The organism is Actinomycetospora chiangmaiensis DSM 45062 (assembly GCF_000379625.1).
Classification (GTDB): Bacteria; Actinomycetota; Actinomycetes; order Mycobacteriales; family Pseudonocardiaceae; genus Actinomycetospora; species Actinomycetospora chiangmaiensis.
Genome location: NZ_KB903218.1, coordinates 51,175 through 69,831, shown reverse-complemented (window position 1 = coordinate 69,831; position 18,657 = coordinate 51,175). Strand labels below are relative to the sequence as shown.

Here is an 18,657-nt window from a genome sequence, read left to right as displayed (position 1 = left end):
CGGAGTGCGGCGGAGTGCGCCACCGCTGATGCACTTCGCCGCACTCGCTAGCGCGGCAACGGCACGGGCGCCGCCGAGCTCGCGACCGCCGTCTCCGCCCGCCGCGGCGTCGGCACCACGACGAGCTGTCCGTCTCGGGTGCGCAGGGCGACCTGGCGGGCCGTGCGGAGCCGGTGCTGCGGGTCGAGGGCGGACGAGAGCTCCGGGCGGTCCGAGCGGACCGCCCGCAGGTGGCTCCACTCCGGCCGTCCGGCGTCGAGCACCTCGTCGACGAGCCCCCGCGCGACGTCGAGCTCGACCGAGGCCGCCGACCACGCCGCACCGCGCAGGTCCGCGGCAGCGCCGTCGAGGACGATGCGCGTGAGCGCGAGGTCGCCGGTCGCCCGGGCGAGCGCGGCCCGGGCCAGGACGAGGGCCTCGCGCCAGGGCCGGGGGTCGGAGTCGACGAGGTGGTCGTCGAGGTCGTCCGCGGCGGCGTGTGCCTCCGCGGTCCGGCCGAGGCGGGCCAGGACGGGGATCAGGACGATGCGCGCTCGCGTGCCCCGCTCCCGGTCGGCGGTGGTGCGGATCGCGAATCGGAGCCACCGGACGGCGGCGTCGTCGTCCCCGTCCTGTCGGGCCATCGACACGAGTGCCAGGGCCGCGGCGGCCGCGAGCTCGTCGTCGCCGTCGGCCGCGAGCTCGAAGCGTCGCCGGGCCTCGATCCGGCGGTCCGCGGAGTCCGGCTCGGCCAGCGCGAGACGCGCGAGCAGGTCCTGGGTGGCGCGGTCGGCGCCGTCGATGCCGGCCAGGAGGTCGTGGGCGGCGCGTCGCCGCCCGGAGCGCAGTTCGGCCAGGCCCGCGGCCCGCCGGGAGGCACGGGCGTCCTCGGCGTCGCCACGGGCGGCGACGGACCGGTGCCAGCGCGCGGCCGCCTCGTCGTGCCCGTGCTGCTCGGCGGCCGTCGCGACCGCCCACGCCGCCTCGACCGGCACCTCGTCGGGGTCGAGCCGCCCCAGCAGGACGGCACCGACGCCGGCGTCGCCGCGTGCCACGGCCACGCGGCCGGCGACCAGGAGCTCGGCCGGGTCGGCGACCTCGCGCAGCCGGCGGGCGAAGTCGGTGGTGATGGGCCGGACGGCCTCGGCGTGGTCGACGACGGCGGGGTCGGGCGCGAGGTGCGGCCGTCCGTCGCGGGTCGTGCGGTGCACGAACCCGCCCTCGACCGCCGCCGCCAGGCCGTCGGTGTCCGCGGTGAGGGCCGCCAGCTCGGTCTCGTCGAGGGCGTTCCCGACGGCGAGGCGGTGCCGGTCGGTCACGGCCGCCACGACCGCGCGGAGGGCCTCCGGGACCTCGCACTCGTCGTCGGGAAGGGTCTCCACGAGAACGAACGGCAGGTCGGGGACCGGACCGAGCACCGCGTCGAGCACGGCGGGCCGGGCGCCGATGAGGCCCCGGTCCGGCAGCGCCTCGAGCTGCGCCGGCAGGGCGTCGTCGAGGACGTCGAGGTCCTCGCCGTGCCGCTCGACCGCCGCCGCGAGGACCGCACGCACCGCGACCACCGACGGGCCCGTCACGAGCACCCGACCGCACTCGGCGAGCGCCGCGTCGATCGCCTCGCCGGCCGGCACCTCCGTGACCGCGCCGTCATCAATCCGCGTCATGCTCGGTATGTCCGAGCGGAGGCGGCCGGTGTTGCACCTGGTGCCCGTGCCTCACCCGTGCGGGACGCGTGGTTAGCCCGGTCGGCCCAACGAATCAGCGGCGTTGGTGCTCCTGGAGCCAGAACGCCGCCGCAGCCCTTCGAGGAACTCCCGGTGCGCCCGCTCCAGGCGCGGACGCTCGTCGGCGTAAATCTTCCGCGTCGTCGCGACCCAGTGCACGCGCGCCCGGGGGTCGTCGTCGAACAGGAGGAGTCCGTGCTGGGCCACCCGACCGCGCAGCTCCAGCGGCGCCGTGTCCAGCACGAGGAGGTCCACCGAGGGCGGCAGCGACACCTCGAACGACGCCGGGGCCGAGTCCCCCCACCACGCGGCGACGTCGACGTCGGAGTCCGGGCGGTGCGTCCCGGCGGCCCGGCTGCCATGAAGCAGGGCGAACCGTGCGCCCGCCTCCCGCAGGCCGGCGACGATGCGCTCACGCAGGTCGGCCGGGACGTCCTCGATCACGCCGGCGAGTGTGGCACGGCCTGGCCGAGCGTCCGGTCGACGGCGCGCAGCGTGCCCTCGCAGGGTGTCCGGGGATGCCGCGTACGGGACGAACGGGTCGCTCGTGCGTATAGAAGCCACGAACGACCCGTTCGTCACGGACGAGATCGGCTACTTCTTCGTCCAGGTGCAGGTCCCGCTGAACTCGATGTACTGGTCCGAGGACTTCACGACCATCGTCGAGCTGCCCTGCACGTTGTCGTTCGCGTTGATGGAGCTCAGCTCGCCGTCCGCGCTGCTCAGCCGAGCCCAGTAGCACCACTGGGACCCCGTCGTGCTGTACGTCCCGGCCTGGATCTCGGACCCGACGGCGTAGGTGCCGGCCACGTAGGTCCCGGCGGGCAGGCTCACCGCGGAGGAGGACGAGCTCGACGAGGGCGAGTAGGTGCCTGAGCTGTAGCTCGGCGCCTTCGACACGGCCGACCCGATGACCGCCACCCAGATCATGCAGATCAGCAGACCGACGGCACCGAGGACGGCCCCCGCGATCGCGAGTCCCCGTCCGATGCCGGACTTCGAGGCCGCGACGATGCCGACGATCGAGAGCACGAGTCCCACGGGCGAGAGCACCCACGAGACGATCCCAATGATCGGGATCAGCGCGAGCACGGCACCGATCAGGGCGACGACGAAGCCGGCGGTGGCGAGGCCGTTGCGAGGCGCGGGCGGCGGCACCGGGACTCCGCCGGCCGGCATCTGCACCCACCCGTACTGCGACGGGTGGCCGTACTGCCCGTGCTGCGAACCGTCCTGCTGCATCGTCATGATGGGCTCCCCCCGACCGAACCACGCCTGTCACAGCTCGTGTCGAAGCGCACCGACACCCCGTTATCGACACGCCGAAACGTCGCCCATTCGGGCTACGTCATGATGATGGGTACGAGCGTCGGAGCGCGGACACCAGCGCCCAGGGACCGGTGACCTCGAAGCGGCACCGCGTCCCGTCCGCGGCGGTCACGACCACCACCGGGCGGCCGTCCCGCGGACCCGGTTCCCGCGCGAGGTCGAGAGGGGCCGGCAGCACCCGGATCGTCGGGCCGGGGCGTGTCGCGTCGTCGCGGCGGGCGGCCGCGAACACGAGCTCGTCGGCGAAGGCGAGCAGCGAGCCGCGGCAGGCCCCGTCGTCGTGCACGAGGGTCGGACGGCCGAGCGCGGGGTCGAGCAGCACCACCTCGCGGCGCCACCGGGGCATCTCGGGCGCCCGTTCGCGGAGCACGAGGTCCTCGCTGTCGTGCTCCGGCGGCACCCGACCGGCCCACAGCACGTCCTCGACGTCGGACGGACCGGCGGCGTCGCGGTCCCGCCACCAGCGCGGTCCCCACCACGGCGGTTCCGACAGCAGCACCAGCCACGACCCGAGGGCCGCCAGGAACGCGGCCAGCACCACGACCCCGCCGACCGGCGCGGTGATCAGCGGCAGCACGCCGAGCGCCACGAGGAACAGCCCGACCCCCGGCATCAGCGTGATCGGCGCCGAGCGGGTCGGTTCCGGCCGTGCCCATCCGCGCCACGCCCCGCTCCACGCGAGCGTGCCGGCCCCGAGCAGCACGATCCCGGCGACCAGCGCCACGAGCGAGACCGGGGACAGCACCACGGACCGAGATTCCCCTGGACCCTGCGCCGCCGCACGCATGTTCCCGACGAGGGGTCGGTGCCCGTCAGGCTCCGGCGCCGCCGTCGACCGGGACGATCGCGCCGGTGACCATGGACGCCCGGTCGCTGAGCAGCCAGCCGGCGACCTCGGCGACCTCCTCCGGCCGGGCCATGCGGCCGAGCGGGATGCTGGCCTCGATCCGCTCGGTGACGCCGGGCGAGGCCGCCTCCCAGGTGTCGATCATCTCGGTCGCGGTGCCGCCCGGGGTGATGCCGTTGACCCGGATGCCGTGCGGCCCCCACGTGACCGCGGCCGACTCGGTGATGCTGTTCAGCGCGCGCTTCATGGCGCCGTACGCGGGCAGCTGCGCGTTGGCCCGGCGGCTGCCGATGCTCGACGTGTTGACGATCGCGCCGCCGCCCGACCGCCGCATCAGCGCCGCCTCGGCCGTCATCGCCGTCCAGTGCGCGCGGAAGTTGACCGCGAACTGCTCGTCGATGTCCTCGTCGGTGGTGGTGTCGAGCGGGCCGGGCTGCTGGATCGCGGCGCCGTTGTTGAAGGCGCCGTCGAGCCGGCCGTGCAGCTCGTCGACCCGCGCGAGGGCCGCGGTGATGCTCGCCGCGTCGGCCAGGTCGACCATCACGGCGTCCGCGACCCCACCCTCGGCGCGGATGTCGGCGACCAGGCGGTCGAGCGCGTCGGCGCTCCGGGAGGCGAGCACCACGGCGGCACCCTCGCGGGCGAACAGTCGGCCCGCCGCCGCACCAATTCCCCGGCTCGCACCGGTGATGAAGACGATCTTGTCATGGAGGAGGCCGATCGGGGTGCTGGTGGTCATGGCTCCACCGTGCGCGCACACGGCAGTCGCTCCCAGGCCCTGCTGGTCCCAGGCTCGATGATCACCCGCCCGCACCGTCCGGTCCCAGGCCGCGACGGCGCTGGGCCTCGGTCAGCCGGCTCGATCGCCCACGCGGACGGAGGGTTTCCCGTCGGCGGGCACTCGGGGGGCCGGGACCTTCGGACCCGACTCGTTGTGCGGGGTGGACAGGGCACGCACGAGCTGCGTCCGGGAGGTCACGCGGAGCTTCGCGTAGACCTTGCGCAGGTGGTACTCGACGGTCTTCGGGCTGAGGAAGAGTGCGGAGGCCGCCTCCCGGTTGCTCATCCCGTCCGCGACGGCGAGCGCACACCGCAACTCCTGCGGGCTCAGCTCGCGGAGGTCGTCCCGCCCTTCGGATGGCGGTCGCTCCCCCGCCGCCCGCAGCTCGGCCGCCGCGGCCGAGGTCCAAGGGACGGCCCAGTGCGGCGAAGGTCGTCCGTGCCTCGCGGAGCACCGACCGACTCGCCCGGATGTCGCGGCGCCGCCTCAGGTGGCGGCCCCAGCACAGCTGCGTGCGCGCCCGGTCGAACGGTGAGGACCGCGCGTGATGCTCCATGGCACGCAAGAACCAGTCGTCCGCGGCGTCGGGGTCGGCGAGGAGGGCGTGGCAGCGGGCGCTCGTGGCCCGGGCCCACGCCGTGTCGGATGCCTCGACGAGGCCGTCGAACCGGTCGAGGACGCGTCGCGCCCCGTCGAGGTCGCCGGAGCGTGCGAGTGCTTCGACGAGGTCCGGTCCGAACGGGACCGCCCGCGGGTCGTAGCAGCTGAGCTCCTGGCGACGGTCCTCGGCGCCGAGCAGGGCCGCCACCGCGGCCGGGAGGTCATCGCGACCGAGTTCCAGGAGTCCGAGCGCCGCGAGGGCGTAGATGCGCAGCGGTGGCGCGGGCATCTCGTGCTCCCCCGCGAGCACGGTCCCGACGTCGTCGCGACAGCGCCGGTCGTTCCCACGCGCGGCGTCGAGCCACGCCCGGTCCCCGCGCGCGAAGAGGCCGAGCAGGTGCTCGCCGGTCTCGTGGGCGAGATCGACCGCCTCGTCCCCGGCGGCGAGCGCCTCGGCCCACCGGCCCTGCCAGCCGTACACCTCGCCCGCGCACGCGAGGGCGTGGGCCCGGGCGGACGGCGCGTCGTCGCGTCCGCCCGCAGCCAGCTGCTCGCGCACCGACCGCTCGGCCTCCCCCAGCCGTTCGAGTCGCACGAGGGTCTGGGCGTGGCCGGGGAGGTCGGTGCTCCCGGACGGAGGCTCGTCGGGGAGGCCGTCCAGCACCGAACGCGCCTCGGCGTGCCGCCCGGACAGGACGAGGGACATCGCGCACAGCTGGGAGGCACTCCGCCCCGTCGGCGCGTCGACCCGGTCGTCCCCGGCCCAGGCACGGCCGCGCCGCGCGAGGTCGAGCGCCTCCGGGAGGGCGCCGTGGCTCATCGCCACGCTGCAGACGGGGACGAGGAGTCGGACCGCACGGGCCGGGTCGGCCTCCCGGATCCGTTCGGCCTCCTCGGCGGCGACGTGGGCTCGCGCCGTGCCCTCGGGTCCCCAGACCGCGGTCGCGAGCATGACGAGGTGGGCGTCGCACCTGGCCGTCGCGTCGACACCTTTTACGAGGACCTCCCCGGCATGACGACGGGCCCGTGCGGGCAGGCCCGCGGCGAGGCACGCCTGGGCGGCGACGAGGTGGCGCGCGACGCGACGCGGACCCGGCGGGGTCATCTCGGCCGCCTGCCCGAGCACGTCGGCGGCACCGGCCGGACCCGCTCGGTGCGCGAGGGCGCGTCCGGCGGCGTCGAGCGCGTCGGCGAGCTCGTCCTCCGGCCCGAAGGCGGCCCCGAGGAGGTGGCGCGCATGTCGTTCGGCGTCGGCATCGACCGCGTCCGGTGCCGTCACGGCGGCCAGCGCCCGCTGGGCGCGGCGACGGACGCTGGGGGTCAGCACGGCGAAGGCCGCTGCGCGCAGGAGCGGATGCCCGAAGACGACGGTGCCGTCGGCGGCGAGCCGGAGGATGCCCGCGTCCTCGGCCGGCTCGAGATCGACGATCGAGAGGCCGTCCGTAGCCAGGCCCGCCTCGAGCAGCGTGGGGGGCGCCGTCCCGGCGGCGACGACGACGGCGAGTGCCTCCAGGGTCCGGTCCGGCAAGCTGTCGAGCCGCCGTCGGTAGGCTTCCCCGACGCGGCGACCGACCGGCAACGGATCGGGTAGCGGAGCGTTCCCGGCGCGGTGGGCCGCGGAGAGGGCGGCCGCCGTCTCGAGCGCTGCCAGTGGGAGCCCGCCGCTGACCGCCTCGATCGCGCGGAGGACCTCGGGGCTCGTCGCGTATCCGGCGTCGTCGAGCACGCACGCGAGTGCGGGGAGGTCGAGCGGCCCCACCGCCAGCGGGACGGCCGCGCCCTCCAGGACGAGCGGACACGGGCCGGGGCGCGTGGCCGCAAGCAGCATCACGGGGTCATCCCCGAGTCGGCGAGCCACGAACGACAGGACGTCCGCGGACAGCTGGTCGAGCCAGTGGGCGTCGTCGATGACGATCAGCAGTGGGACGCGCTCGGTCACCGCCGCGAACAGCCCGAGCACGGCGACGCCCAGGGCGAAGCGGTCAGGTGCCTCGTCGTCGCTCGCTCCGGTGACCGCGTGGACGGCGCGGCGCCGCTTCTCGGGGAGGGACGCAGCGTCTGGGAGGAGCGGCCGGAGGAGGGCGGACAGCGCCGCGAGAGCGATGTCGCTCTCCCCCTGGATCCCCACCATCGTGATCACGCGGAACCCGTCCCGACGCGCGCGATCGGCGGTCTCGCGACACAGGGTCGACTTGCCCGAGCCGGGCTCGCCCTCGGCGAGAACGACGACCGCCCGCTCCGTCGCCTCCCGCAGCCGGTCGGCCAGGAAGCGGCAGGTGGGGCCGCGACCGCGCAGGCCGACCGCTCCGTCGTCGAGCGGTGTCCGATCGTCGCCGTCCCCCACACCGACCACCCTAGGTGACCACAAAGCGACCTTCACTCTGCCGACTAGGGGTTTCCCGGATGGAGAGCGCCCGTCGAATTACTACGTTCGGTATCAGTCGCACGGAGGAGAGACTTCGATGGCCGCACCCGTCGTTCCGCAGCCCGACACCACCCAGCCTGTGAACACCCGGCCGGGAATCCCGCTGGCCGAGCTCCCGGACGCCCTCGGTCTGCTGTCCGGCCTCGCCGGCAGCTGGATCGGGACCGGCTTCAACCTGGTCTCGCTGCCCGACTTCGACTCGCGGCCGCCGAGTACCGGCCCCGCACCGTTCCGAGTGCTCCTGTCGTCGACGGTGGAGATCCTGGAGTTCACCCCGATCGGCGGGAAGGTGCCGAACCGCGGCAGCACGAACCAGGACGACATCGACATCGTCGGCCTGCGCTACCTCCAGCGCGTCGCCGACCGGGTGACCAACCAGGCGCTGCACATCGAGCCGGGCTTCTGGCTCTCCGTCCCCGCGACGACGGTCCCGTCCGACGGTCCGACCATCGTGCGGCAGGCGTCGATCCCCCACGGCACGTCGGTGCTCGCGATCGGCCAGGGATTTGAGATTCCCAGTGGACCGCGGATCGATCCGGTCAGTTCGACCCCGCTCAGCAACCCGCCCGGTCAGGACCTCTCGGGCAAGTACCTCGAGCCCCTGACCCATCCGACGCTGCCGCTGCCGCCCGGCTTCGACCCCGGCTACATCGCGAACATGAACCAGGCCCTCCTCGACGCGATCGCCGGGCAGACGATCGTCGACACGGTGGTTCTGATCATCTCCACCCGGGCCCCGGCGCAGGGACCCGCCGCTCGGGCCGGGGGGACGCTGAACATCCCCTTCGACATCTCGAACGCCAACGCGACCTCGATGGACGCGATCTTCTGGATCGAGACCGTCCGGCAGGCCGACGGCAGCACGTTCGTGCAGCTGCAGTACACGCAAACGGTCATTCTGAACTTCCTCGGGATCGACTGGCCGCACATCTCCGTCGCGACGCTCGTGAAGCAGTAGCAGTGATGACGCAGCCGTCCGGGGAGAGCCCGGTCGACCGGGAGGTCGCGGCCGCCGCGATGTCGCCCAAGGTGACCTGGGCCGCGGCCTCGTCCGCGCTGGCGACGATCGTCTGGACCATCGTCGGCGCCGTCGATCCCGCGCTGTTCCCGGCGTCCGAGGTGGCCGTGCTCACCGGTGCGACGGCGACGATCCTGGCGTTCCTGGGCGGGTACTTCGTCCGGGACCCGCTGCGTCACCAGCCGTGAGCGACGCGGCCACGTCGGTGCGCGGCGTCCACGGCACCGATCCCGACGACGCCGGCCGCAGTTCCTACCTGCGGCTGCGCCGGTTCATCGGCTGGGTCGCCGTGCTGCTCCCCGTCGTCGTCGGTGTCGGCGCCGCCGTGCTGCCGCCGCACGAGTTCCTGTCCTCGATCAGCGCGTCCTACTACGTGCCGGTCGTGGGCAACGTGTTCGTCGGGGCCATGTGCGCCTTCGGCGTCTTCCTCTGGCTCTACAACTACGACGCCGGATCGCGGGTCGACGACGTCGCGGGGTGGATCGCCGGAACGTTCGCGATCGGCGTCGGGATCTTCCCGACGAGCCCTGAGGACGTCCCGCACGCGGTCGTCAGCCTCGCCACGGCGCACGCCGTGTGCGCGACCGCGTTCTTCCTCGTGCTCGCGTGGTTCTCCCTCGTGTTGTTCCGCCGCACGGGGCCGCGACCCACGGCGCGCAAGGAGCTCCGCAACCGGGTGTACCTCGGGTGCGGGATCGCCATTCTCGCGGCGCTCGTCGCCGCGGGGTTCCTGCCCCTGCTCCTGGGTGCCATCGCCTATCACGACGCCCACGTCCTGTTCTTCTGCGAGACCGTCGCGGTCGAGGCCTTCGGGTTCTCCTGGCTGGTCAAGGGCGAGACCTTGCTGCGCGACCGTCCCGCGGACCCTTCACGACCCGCCACCGAGGAGTCGCCGTGAGACCCGAGAACCTGCGGCCTTACCAGGACGTCCTGACCTTCGTTCCACCCACCGCCCTCGTCGACGGCCAGGTCGAGACGGTGACCATCGGAGCGTCCGCGAAGGTGAGTTACTCGGCGCAGCTGCCGGACGGCCACGCCTGGTGCTACGACGGCCAGGTCCCGGGCCGGACCTTCGAGGTCCACCAGAACTCCACCGTGCAGGTGCGGTGGCACAACACGATCGGATCCGGCGACACGCTCCCGTTCCCCGTGGTCGTGTTCCCCGACCCGGCGCCCGACCCGGATCCGCCCACGGGAACCTTCTCCCCGCGTCCGCAGAACTTCCCCGGAGCCGACGGCGGGGAAGTCGACGATCACGCCGCCGCGCTCACCGCCGCGACCGTGACCCATCTGCACGGCGGGCTCACCGCCGCGGACAGCGACGGCTGGACGGAGAACGTCACGCGCAGCGGACGCACCCAGGTGACCACCTACGGCCCGCCCGACCCGACCGACCCCACCGCGCCGAAGCAACGGTCGACCCTCCTCTGGTACCACGACCACGCGATCGGGGTGACCCACCTCGACGTCTACGCCGGGCTGTTCGGGGCGTGGATCGTCCGGGACGACACCGAACACGGGCTGATGCACGGCGGTGTCCTTCCGCCGCGGGAGGACGAACGGGTCCTGGTGATCCAGGACCGCAACCTCGCCCTCGATGCGGACGGTGAGTTCACCGGGGACCTGTTGCATAAGACCGAGACCTCGACCGCCGAGATGTACGGCCCGTACACGATGGTCAACGGTGTCCTCTGGCCGACGCTGCAGGTGCCCGCGCGGCGGGTGCGGCTCCGCATCCTCAACGGCTCGAACGCCCGGACCTACGGGCTGCGGGCGGCGGCAGTGACCACCGCCGCGGACGGCGCGGTCGCCTACACGCCGCTCACGGCCGACGATCCCCTCCCGATCTTCCAGGTCGGCACCGACGGCGGACTGCTCGACCATCCGGTCGACCTGTCCGAGCCCCTTCCCGACGGCGGGTCCTCCTTGACCCTGAGTCCCGCGGAGCGGGCCGACGTCGTCGTCGACTTCAGCGGTCTCGCCGGGCACGCGCTGGCCTTCGTCAACACCGTGACGACCGACGCGGCCGAGCGGCTGACCCCGGGCGGCGTCTCCCCGGCGAACCGGACGCCGAACGCTCACGTCCTGCGGTTCGACGTGGTCGCGCCCGAGGACGGGATCGAGGGCAGCCACCCGATCTCGACGGCCACGACGCTCGACCCCCGGTTCGTCCGGTACGTCCACGACCTCGATTCGGCCTCGTCCCGCAAGCAGCTGCAGGTGGGGCGCCCGCACCAGCACCGCTGGATCGCGCTGACCGAGAACCCGACGGGCAACCTGCTGTTCCGCGAACTGGCGGAGTTCACCACCGATCCCGACGTGGCAGCGCGGACGTCGGAGCCGCTCATCCCGATCCGGGCGATGAACGGAGTCGTCACGTGGTATCGCACGATCGCGAAGTCGTTCCGGGACCCGGTCCGGTTCATGATCGACCAGGACGGCTGGGAGGTGTGGAACATCCTCAACCTGACCGGCGACGCGCACCCAGTGCACGTGCACCTCGTCCAGTTCCAGATCCTCACGAGACAGCCCTACGACGCCGGGCGGTTCTTCACCCCACCGGACCCGTCGAGGCTTGGCGACTCGGTCAGCCCGACGGACGTCGCCGCACCACCCGCCGCGAACGAGCAGGGGTTCAAGGACACGGTCCGGGTGATGCCGAGCTCGGTGGTGACTATCGCGGCCCAGTTCGTCGGCCACCTCGGGCGGTACATGTACCACTGCCACATCCTCGAGCACGAGGACCACGACATGATGCGGCCGTTCCAGGTGGTCTCCCCGACCGCCGCCGCGGTGATGCCGGACATGACCGGGATGTCGATGTGAGTGCGAACCGCGGCGACGGCGTGACTCCACCTCCGACGTCGATCGAGCCGACGTCGGAGTCCGGCCTCGGGGCACTCCTGCGATCCGGTCTTTCCCAGGCACGCACCCTGGGCGGTGCGGATCCCGATTGGGTCGGCCGGGTCGTCGAGGGCGTGAACGACTGGAACCAGCGAACTGTGGAGAATGCGACCTCGGCAGGAAACCGAGCTCCGCCGACTGGACCTCCAGCTCGCGGCGTCCAACGAGCAGCAACGCCTCCTCATCGAGAAGGAACTGCAGACCGGTGAGCAACGGCAGGAGTCCTACAGCGACATCATCCGCAGCGTGGTCCTTCTGCTTGTCGTCGTGACGGTGCTGGTGACCCCGCTGGTGGTGATGCTGGCCGGCCGCACCACGCCTCAGGACTTCTCCCAGTACATGGCGCCCGTGACCGGGATTGCCGGGACCGTCATCGGGTACTGGTTCAGCCGCCAAGGAACAACGTCGGGCAGGACCGCCAAGAGGAACCCTCGTGCTGTGCCGGATCCGCCGTCCGAAGCGCCGAAGGGGGCCGCATCACCCGGCGGCTGAGCCATGCGCGCTAGCCCCGACGCAACCGACTTCATCGGATAGGTATGGCCGCACCCAGCTGTCTGGGCCGAGGCATCACCGGAGATCCCACACCACGAGGTCGATCGCACCTCGGACGTCGCCGCGGTAGACGATCGGGCGCCCGCACAGGTCGAGGTCGAGCTTCGGCCCGTTCCCGAACCACGGCTCGGCGGGGCGGCAGGACAACGCCTCGCCCGGGTGCAGCAGCCGCGCGTAGTACCGCACCCCGAGCGAGCGCAGGTACGCCGCACCGTGTCCGTCGGACAGGGCCGCCAGGTACGCCGGCGACCCGACGAGCCCCTCCAGCTGCACCACCGGGTGCTGCGTCGACGCCGCGAACGAGCCGGCCCAGTCGCCCATCGCGAGCACCGCGCCGGGCGGGAGCGTCCGGTCCGCCCACTGCCCGGCGTCGACGTCCCGGGTGTACGGCGACGACGACGGGTCGCGCGGCAGGACCTGCACGGCCTCCTTGCCGGCGAACACGAGCAGCACCAGCACTGCCAGGCCCGCCACGACGGGCGCCGCGAAGCGCACCGACGCCAGGCGTCCGCCGATCACCGTCGCCGAGAGCACCAGCGCCACGGTTCCCGTGGAGAAGTACCAGCTCTGCAGCTCCCAGTCCGGGGTCGTCACGACGTACCAGGCGACCTGGATCAGCTGCGCCAGCACGAGCAGGACGATCAGCACCCGGAGCTCCGCGGCGGCCGGCGTCCAGGCCACGGCCGCGAGCACCAGCACGGCGAGCCCGAAGAACATGGGCAGCGGACCGAGCGAGCCGTAGAGCAGGAACTGCCCAATCGCACCCCAGTTCCCCCCCGACCCGAGCTGCTTCGCGAGTCCGCTCACCGGTAGCGCCGACCCGAGCAGCACCTCGTCGAGGCCCGCGTAGACCGCCAGCGACACGACGGCCGGCGCGACCAGGGGCACCAGGAGCCGTAGCGACCGCCACCGCCACCAGCCCACGAGCGCGAACAGTCCGACCAGCACCGCGCAGTCCAACCGACCCAGCGCCAGCAGCGCGAGGAGGACCCCCGCCACCCGCACCGACCCGGCGTCGGGAACGGGGTCGAGGAGCCGACGGCGGAGTACGACGTCGACGAGCGCCAGCAGCAGCACCGCCACGAGCGCGTTCTCGCAGCCGCCCCACCACCGCGCGTGCGGCAGCAGCACCACGAGCGCGGCGAGCGCGCCGGCCGGTCCGCTCGTCACCGCGGCGATCCGCCAGACCAGCCACAACGCGACGGCCCACAGCACGACCAGCAGCGCCATCGTGACGACCAGCCCGCCCGAGCGGTCGACCCCGAGCACCCGGAACAGACCCGTGAGCAGCAGGAACCACAGCGGTTGGTAGCCGTTGGTCGGCTGCAGCCCGTCGAAGGTCGACCCGTCGCCCACCGCTGCGTGCAGGGCCGTGAGCAGGTAGTAGTGCACGTCGTCGGACCCGAACGCGAGGAGCTTCCACGGGTCGGGCGTCGCCACCACCGTCACGAGCTTGACCGTGCCGAGCAGGATCCCGGCGGCCCAGAACACGACCGCGGCGACCGACAGGCGCGGCCGCTGCGGCGCGATCACCCCGCCCATGTCGCGTACATCCGCACGTCGGAGGAGTCGGACGTGAGCTTGAAGAACTCCCAGGTCGCGAGGGACCCGGCGACGGCGGTGAAGCGTTGGTCGTCGACCAGACGGACCGTGCCGTCGGGGACCGCGACGTAGGCGGTGGTCCCGTCGAGCCGGGCCTCGCCCTGCACGGGGGTGCCGTCCTGTGGGACCGAGTTCGTGTAGAAGTCCCGCGCCACCTCGTCGACGGACCCGTCGCTGATCACGCCGAGGATCCAGCGGTCGGAGGTGAACGACAGGTGCAGGTTCGCGCGCAGCGGCTTCTCCCGGGTGAAGGCGACGAGCGCCACGGAGCCGCCCGAGTCGCCCGCCCCGAACCCGAACCGCGCCCCGAGCCGGTGCAGCGGCGACCCGAGCTGCTGCCCGACGTAGATCGCACCCGGCCGGCGCGGCAGGTTCCCGACGAGGGCCCCGCCCTGCACCGAGGGCCGCTGCGGCGCCCCGGCGAGCACGACGTCGAACGGCGTCCCCTCGTCGCCCACCAGAGGCATCGGTCCGTCCGGGTGGTTGCTCCACACCGTCGAGACCCGGTTCGCGACGGTGGGCAGTCGGGCCGGGTCCGCGACCGGGCTCGCGGTGGCGTCGGAGATCGACCGCACCGACCCGCACCCGGCGAGCAGCGCCGCTCCCCCGGCCAGACCGAGGGCGAGTGCGGAACGCCGGGACGCCCCCGGGCTCATCGTCCGCTGCGGTGGTGGCCGGGGACGACGTTCACCGTCCGCGGCACGGTCCCCGCGCGCGGTAGGTAGGTGCCGATGGTCACGGGGTCCTCCACCGGACGGGCCTGCGGCGTCCCCACCGCGGGCGACTCGGGTGCGCGGGACGGCCGCGCCGGCGAGGGCCGTCCCGACGACGGGGCGGGGCCGTAGTCGTCGTAGGCGCCGCGGGGCGTGGCGGTCATGCTCAGCACCGCGCCGTAGAGCCGGGCCCCGACGACCTGCAGCGCCTCGGCGGCGGCGCCGACCTTCACCCGCGGCGTCGCGCCGGCGCGGCACAGCAGCACCGCGCCGTCGCACAGGGAGGCCAGGATCGCGGCGTCGGCGACGGGGCCGAGCGGCGGCGCGTCGACGAGCACGACGTCGTAGCGCGCGCGCAGCGTCGTCAGCAGGTCGGCCGTCGCGGCGGAGGAGAGCAGCTCGCTGGGGTTGTGCGGCAGCGTCCCGGCGGTGAGGACGTCGACGCCCGGGCCCCAGCTCTGCACGGCGTGGGCGAGGTCGACGCGTCGGCCGAGGACGTCGGTGAGGCCGGACTCCGCGACGAGCCCGAGGCGTCCCGCGATCGTCGGACGGCGCAGGTCGCCCTCCACGACGATGACCCGCGACGTCGGGGCGAACGCGGCCGCGAGCGCGACCACCAGCGTCGTCTTGCCCTCGCCGGCCTCGCTGGAGGTCACGGTGAGGACCGCAGGCGGCTGGTCGACGTCGGCGAAGAGCAGGTTGGTGCGGATGCGGCGGACGGCCTCGCCGAAGGGCCCGGTCGGGACGGCGGCGGGGGCGGCGCCGTCGCGCAGGGCGCGGTCGGTGGGCACGAGGCCGAGCACGCCGGCGCCGGTGGCGGCGGCCAGCTCCTCCGAGGAGCGCAGCGAGGTGTCGGCGGCGCTGCGCACGACCGCGGCGGCCACGCCGACGAGCAGGCCGAGCACGGCCCCGACGACGAGGTCGAGCGTGACCTTCGGGCTGACCGGGGCGGAGGCGGCCTGGGCCTGGTCGACGACGTCCACGCTCACGGGCGCGGGCGCCCCGGGGACGCGGGGCCGCTCGAGCTGCCCGACCACCTGGATGAAGCGGGTGGTCACCGCGTTGGCGAGGTCGGCGGCGCGCTGCGGGTCGCCGTTCTGGACGGTGATGCGCAGCAGGGTGCTCTCCGCGTCGGAGGCGACGGCGACGTCGGCCGCCAGGTCGGCCGGGGACTCGTCGAGCCCGAACTGCTGCACGACCGGGGTGAGGACCCGCTCGGAGGTCAGGATCTCGGTGTACGTCTTGATCTTCTGCTGGGAGAACAGCGTGCCCTGGTAGGCGTTCGAGGCGTTGGCGGACGAGTCGGTGGCGGAGACGTAGACGCTGGCCGTCGACGCGTACGTCCGCGGGCTGAACAGGACCACGGCGCCGGCCGCGAGGAGCCCGACGGCGAGCCCCGCGACGACGAACAGCCAGCGGCGGACCAGGGCCCGCCAGAGAACGGTGAGGGTCATACGGATCCTCCGGCGGACGGGACGGCGGACGGGACTGCGGACGGGACGGGCGGAGAGACCGCGCGCGCGGCCGCGAGGCCGGCGACGATGGCGACGGGCAGGTACAGGAAGGCGTCGGTCAGCTGGTTGACCACGGCGCCGACGAGCAGCCACGACACGACGGAGACGAGCAGGACACGGGGCAGGCCGTCGGCGTCGCCCGTGTCGCCGGTGTCGTCCAGCTCCAGGCGGCGCACCTGCAGCACGAAGCCCAGCACGAACACCCCGAACCCGACGAGCAGCAGCACCCCGCCGGAGGCGAGGAGCTGCAGGTACACGTCGTGGGCGTCGGCGGCCACCGGAAGGCCGAGGCCGTGCAGCGGCGAGTGCGCGAAGTCGGTGAGGGCCTGGCGGGCGATGCCCTCGCGGATCGCGTTGCTCTCGGCGGCGGAGTCGGCGCCGGAGAGCCGGAGCTGTTCGGCGACCTGGCCGAGCAGCGCGGGGACCGCGGCGACCGCGATGACCGCGACCGCCACCACGCCCCCGAGCAGCGGCAGCACCAGCTTCCTCCCGGCCCGGAGCGTGAGCACGGTCAGCCCGGCGCCGAGGACGGCGGCGATCAGCCCCGCCCGGGACGCGGAGGCCACCAGGCCGCCCGCGGAGACCGTCCCGACGACGAGCCACGCCAGTCGCCGCAGGAGCGTCGGAGCCACGAGGACGCGCCAGGTGACGACCGGGACCGCGACGGCCACGGCCAGCGCCACGTGGTTCGGCTGGATGCTGAGCCCCGCCTGGCGGCCGCCCACATCGACGATGGGCACCAGCCGCGCGCTGATCGCGGTGAGCCCGAACCCGTCCGTGATCGCGACCGCGGCGTTGACGGCCGCCCCCAGCGCGGCGGTGATCGCGAGCGCCGGCGCGAGCCGGGGCCGGGCGGCGATCGCGAGGCAGGCGGCGACGGGCAGCGCGGCCGCGGACACCAGCCAGCGCGCCAGGTTCACGACGTTGGCGAGCGCGAAGGGCGGGGTCGCGGCGGCCACGGAGTCGGCCACCGGGACGAGCACGCGGCCCGCGAGGTAGCCCGGTGACGGCGGGAAGTACCAGGCCAGCACCGCGACCAGCACGAGCACGGCGGGCAGCACCCACACCCAGCCCGGCACGTGGATCGGCCGGCGCAGCGCGACCGCCAGCGCCGCGAGCACGACGAGCGCCCCGGCGAGCGCGGGCTGGACCACCGCGAGGCCGATGCTCGACAGCCCGTTCCACGTCGCGGTCAGCGCGGCGAGCAGGAGCAGGCCGACCCCGAGGTCCTCGACGCCCCGCACCGCGACGACGCCGAGCACCACGGCCAGCGCGGCCACGACCGGGACCGACCGCGTCAGCGGCACCAGCCCCCGCGTGTCGGCCAGGAGCAGGCCGACCACCAGCACGGCGGCGACCACGACGACCGCGGCGAGCACCAGCCGATCGGTCCGGGCGTGTCGCGCTCCTGACGTCGGGTGGCGGCCGTGGGCCACCGCTGACACCGGCGGGGCGAGCGTCACGCCACCACCACGGCCTTCCCGACGGCGGGTCGCTCCAGCCGGAGCGCCCGCGCGACGATGGCGACGAGGGCGATCACGGTCGCGACCGCCAGGCCCCACGCGAGGCCCACCACCCCGCCGAGCGTGAGCCCGACCCCGGCGCACCCGAGGAGCGCGCCCGCCTGGACGAGCTGCTGGACGAACAGCGCCCGGCCGCGGCGGAACCCCCGGATCTGAGCCTGGAACGGCACGGTCAGCGCGCCGACCGCCGTCTGCAGGGCGATCGGCGCGACGAGCGCGGCGTACGCGGTGTAGCGCGGGAAGAACGTCCCGAGCAGCACGTGCCGCAACGGGATCGCGAGCAGCGCCAGCACCCCGAGCAGCGCCATCGCCCGGAGCGCGGTACCGCGGGCCCGGCGGAGCCCGGCGAGGTCACCGGCCGCCGAGCACGCGGCCATCGGCGGGGTCAGCAGCACCAGCAGCGCCGCCATGAGGGTGACGACCGGCTGGAACACCATCAGCTGCACGGCGCGCAGCCCGGCGGTGTCGACGGCGAGGAGCACGGCCCCGGCGAGCAGCAGGACGAGGTAGATCTGGACCTGACCGAGGACCGAGGTCGCCGTGAACCAGCCCGAGAGGTAGCGCGACTCCGCCCACCACGCGCGGGGGTCGGCGACCCGCTCGGGCGCGACCACGAGGAACGCGCCGACGGCCGCGACCGCCCCGAGGCCCCACGCCGCGGCGAGCCACCCGATCGACCACGTGCCCCACGCCAGCACCCCGCCGAGCACCGCGAGCTGCACGACGACCCACACCGTGTCGACCACGAACGCCCGCCCCGTGTCGCGGCCCGCGAGCAGCACGAAGCGCGCGGCGTCGGCGACGAGCGCGGCCGGCATCCAGGCCGCGAACACGAGGAGCGCCTCGAACCACGCGCCGCCGGCCGCACACACCAGCGCCGAGGCCAGGCCGAGCAGGAGGGCGAGTGCGAGCGCGGAGGCGCCCAGGCCCCGTCGTCGGGAACCCTCGACCGTCGGCAGGTGGGCGAGCAGCGGCTCACCGACGACCGCCCGGGTGGCCGCGAGCAGCACCGTCACCACCGCGTAGGCCAGGACGAACGCGCCGAAGTCGACGGGCGCGAGCACCAGCGAGGCGAGGAACGCCGTGAGGTAGTTGCTGCCGGAGCTGACGACCTGGTCGGCGACGCCGAGCGCGGAGCGCTTCATC

General features: G+C 74.1%; 16 protein-coding genes. 5 read left to right on the top strand and 11 right to left on the bottom strand.

What is annotated here, in order from left to right:
• Positions 1–47 precede the first annotated feature (47 nt).
• From A3CO_RS0105005 to A3CO_RS0104980, 6 genes are all read right to left on the bottom strand, one after another.
• Positions 48–1,643, bottom strand: a complete 1,596-nt coding sequence (locus A3CO_RS0105005; RefSeq protein WP_157647073.1) for a hypothetical protein — start codon at positions 1,641–1,643, stop codon at positions 48–50.
• A gap of 72 nt (positions 1,644–1,715) precedes the next feature.
• Entirely contained in the window at positions 1,716–2,147 is a 432-nt protein-coding gene (locus A3CO_RS30140) for a nucleotidyltransferase domain-containing protein (protein WP_018331136.1), read from the bottom strand.
• A gap of 150 nt (positions 2,148–2,297) precedes the next feature.
• The gene (locus tag A3CO_RS35320; RefSeq protein WP_018331135.1) at positions 2,298–2,951 is read right to left on the bottom strand and encodes a DUF4190 domain-containing protein; all 654 of its coding nucleotides are present in this window, start codon (positions 2,949–2,951) and stop codon (positions 2,298–2,300) included.
• Positions 2,952–3,051: 100 nt separating this feature from the next.
• A complete protein-coding gene (locus tag A3CO_RS0104990; RefSeq protein ID WP_018331134.1) occupies positions 3,052–3,780 on the bottom strand; it encodes a hypothetical protein in 729 nt (242 codons plus the stop codon).
• Positions 3,781–3,844: 64 nt separating this feature from the next.
• The gene (locus tag A3CO_RS0104985) at positions 3,845–4,618 is read right to left on the bottom strand and encodes an SDR family NAD(P)-dependent oxidoreductase (RefSeq protein WP_018331133.1); all 774 of its coding nucleotides are present in this window, start codon (positions 4,616–4,618) and stop codon (positions 3,845–3,847) included.
• Positions 4,619–4,679: 61 nt separating this feature from the next.
• Positions 4,680–7,604, bottom strand: a complete 2,925-nt coding sequence (locus A3CO_RS0104980) for an AAA family ATPase (protein ID WP_026204295.1) — start codon at positions 7,602–7,604, stop codon at positions 4,680–4,682.
• 118 nt (positions 7,605–7,722) lie between these two features.
• On the opposite strand from A3CO_RS0104980, the gene A3CO_RS0104975 reads away from it, so the two are divergent.
• The 5 genes from A3CO_RS0104975 to A3CO_RS0104955 all read left to right on the top strand — a co-directional run bounded on the left by A3CO_RS0104975 (position 7,723) and on the right by A3CO_RS0104955 (position 12,099).
• Positions 7,723–8,643, top strand: coding sequence for a heme-binding protein (locus A3CO_RS0104975; RefSeq protein WP_018331132.1), 921 nt, complete (start codon positions 7,723–7,725; stop codon positions 8,641–8,643).
• Positions 8,644–8,648: 5 nt separating this feature from the next.
• Positions 8,649–8,891 carry a hypothetical protein gene (locus A3CO_RS0104970; RefSeq protein WP_018331131.1) on the top strand — a complete coding sequence of 81 codons (243 nt, stop codon included), beginning with the start codon at positions 8,649–8,651 and terminating at the stop codon, positions 8,889–8,891.
• On the top strand, positions 8,888–9,601 hold the full coding sequence (locus tag A3CO_RS30130) for a hypothetical protein (protein WP_018331130.1): 714 nt from the start codon (positions 8,888–8,890) through the stop codon (positions 9,599–9,601). Before A3CO_RS0104970 ends, A3CO_RS30130 begins: the two co-directional genes overlap by 4 nt.
• On the top strand, positions 9,598–11,529 hold the full coding sequence (locus tag A3CO_RS0104960) for a multicopper oxidase family protein (RefSeq protein ID WP_018331129.1): 1,932 nt from the start codon (positions 9,598–9,600) through the stop codon (positions 11,527–11,529). The genes A3CO_RS30130 and A3CO_RS0104960 overlap by 4 nt, the downstream gene beginning before the upstream one ends.
• A 183-nt stretch (positions 11,530–11,712) precedes the next feature.
• A complete protein-coding gene (locus A3CO_RS0104955; protein WP_018331128.1) occupies positions 11,713–12,099 on the top strand; it encodes a hypothetical protein in 387 nt (128 codons plus the stop codon).
• A gap of 75 nt (positions 12,100–12,174) precedes the next feature.
• Here the strand turns inward: A3CO_RS0104955 and A3CO_RS0104950 are convergent, their stop codons facing one another.
• From A3CO_RS0104950 to A3CO_RS0104930, 5 genes are read right to left on the bottom strand one after another with little or no spacing between them, the layout of a single operon-like run.
• Positions 12,175–13,701 carry a hypothetical protein gene (locus A3CO_RS0104950; RefSeq protein WP_018331127.1) on the bottom strand — a complete coding sequence of 509 codons (1,527 nt, stop codon included), beginning with the start codon at positions 13,699–13,701 and terminating at the stop codon, positions 12,175–12,177.
• On the bottom strand, positions 13,689–14,417 hold the full coding sequence (locus A3CO_RS37395; protein WP_018331126.1) for a hypothetical protein: 729 nt from the start codon (positions 14,415–14,417) through the stop codon (positions 13,689–13,691). Before A3CO_RS37395 ends, A3CO_RS0104950 begins: the two co-directional genes overlap by 13 nt.
• A complete protein-coding gene (locus A3CO_RS30125; RefSeq protein WP_018331125.1) occupies positions 14,414–15,928 on the bottom strand; it encodes a tyrosine-protein kinase domain-containing protein in 1,515 nt (504 codons plus the stop codon). Before A3CO_RS30125 ends, A3CO_RS37395 begins: the two co-directional genes overlap by 4 nt.
• Complete coding sequence (locus A3CO_RS0104935) at positions 15,925–17,451, bottom strand: O-antigen ligase family protein (RefSeq protein WP_157647071.1); 1,527 nt, start codon at positions 17,449–17,451, stop codon at positions 15,925–15,927. The genes A3CO_RS30125 and A3CO_RS0104935 overlap by 4 nt, the downstream gene beginning before the upstream one ends.
• Entirely contained in the window at positions 17,448–18,656 is a 1,209-nt protein-coding gene (locus tag A3CO_RS0104930) for an MATE family efflux transporter (RefSeq protein WP_018331123.1), read from the bottom strand. Before A3CO_RS0104930 ends, A3CO_RS0104935 begins: the two co-directional genes overlap by 4 nt.
• Position 18,657 lies beyond the last annotated feature (1 nt).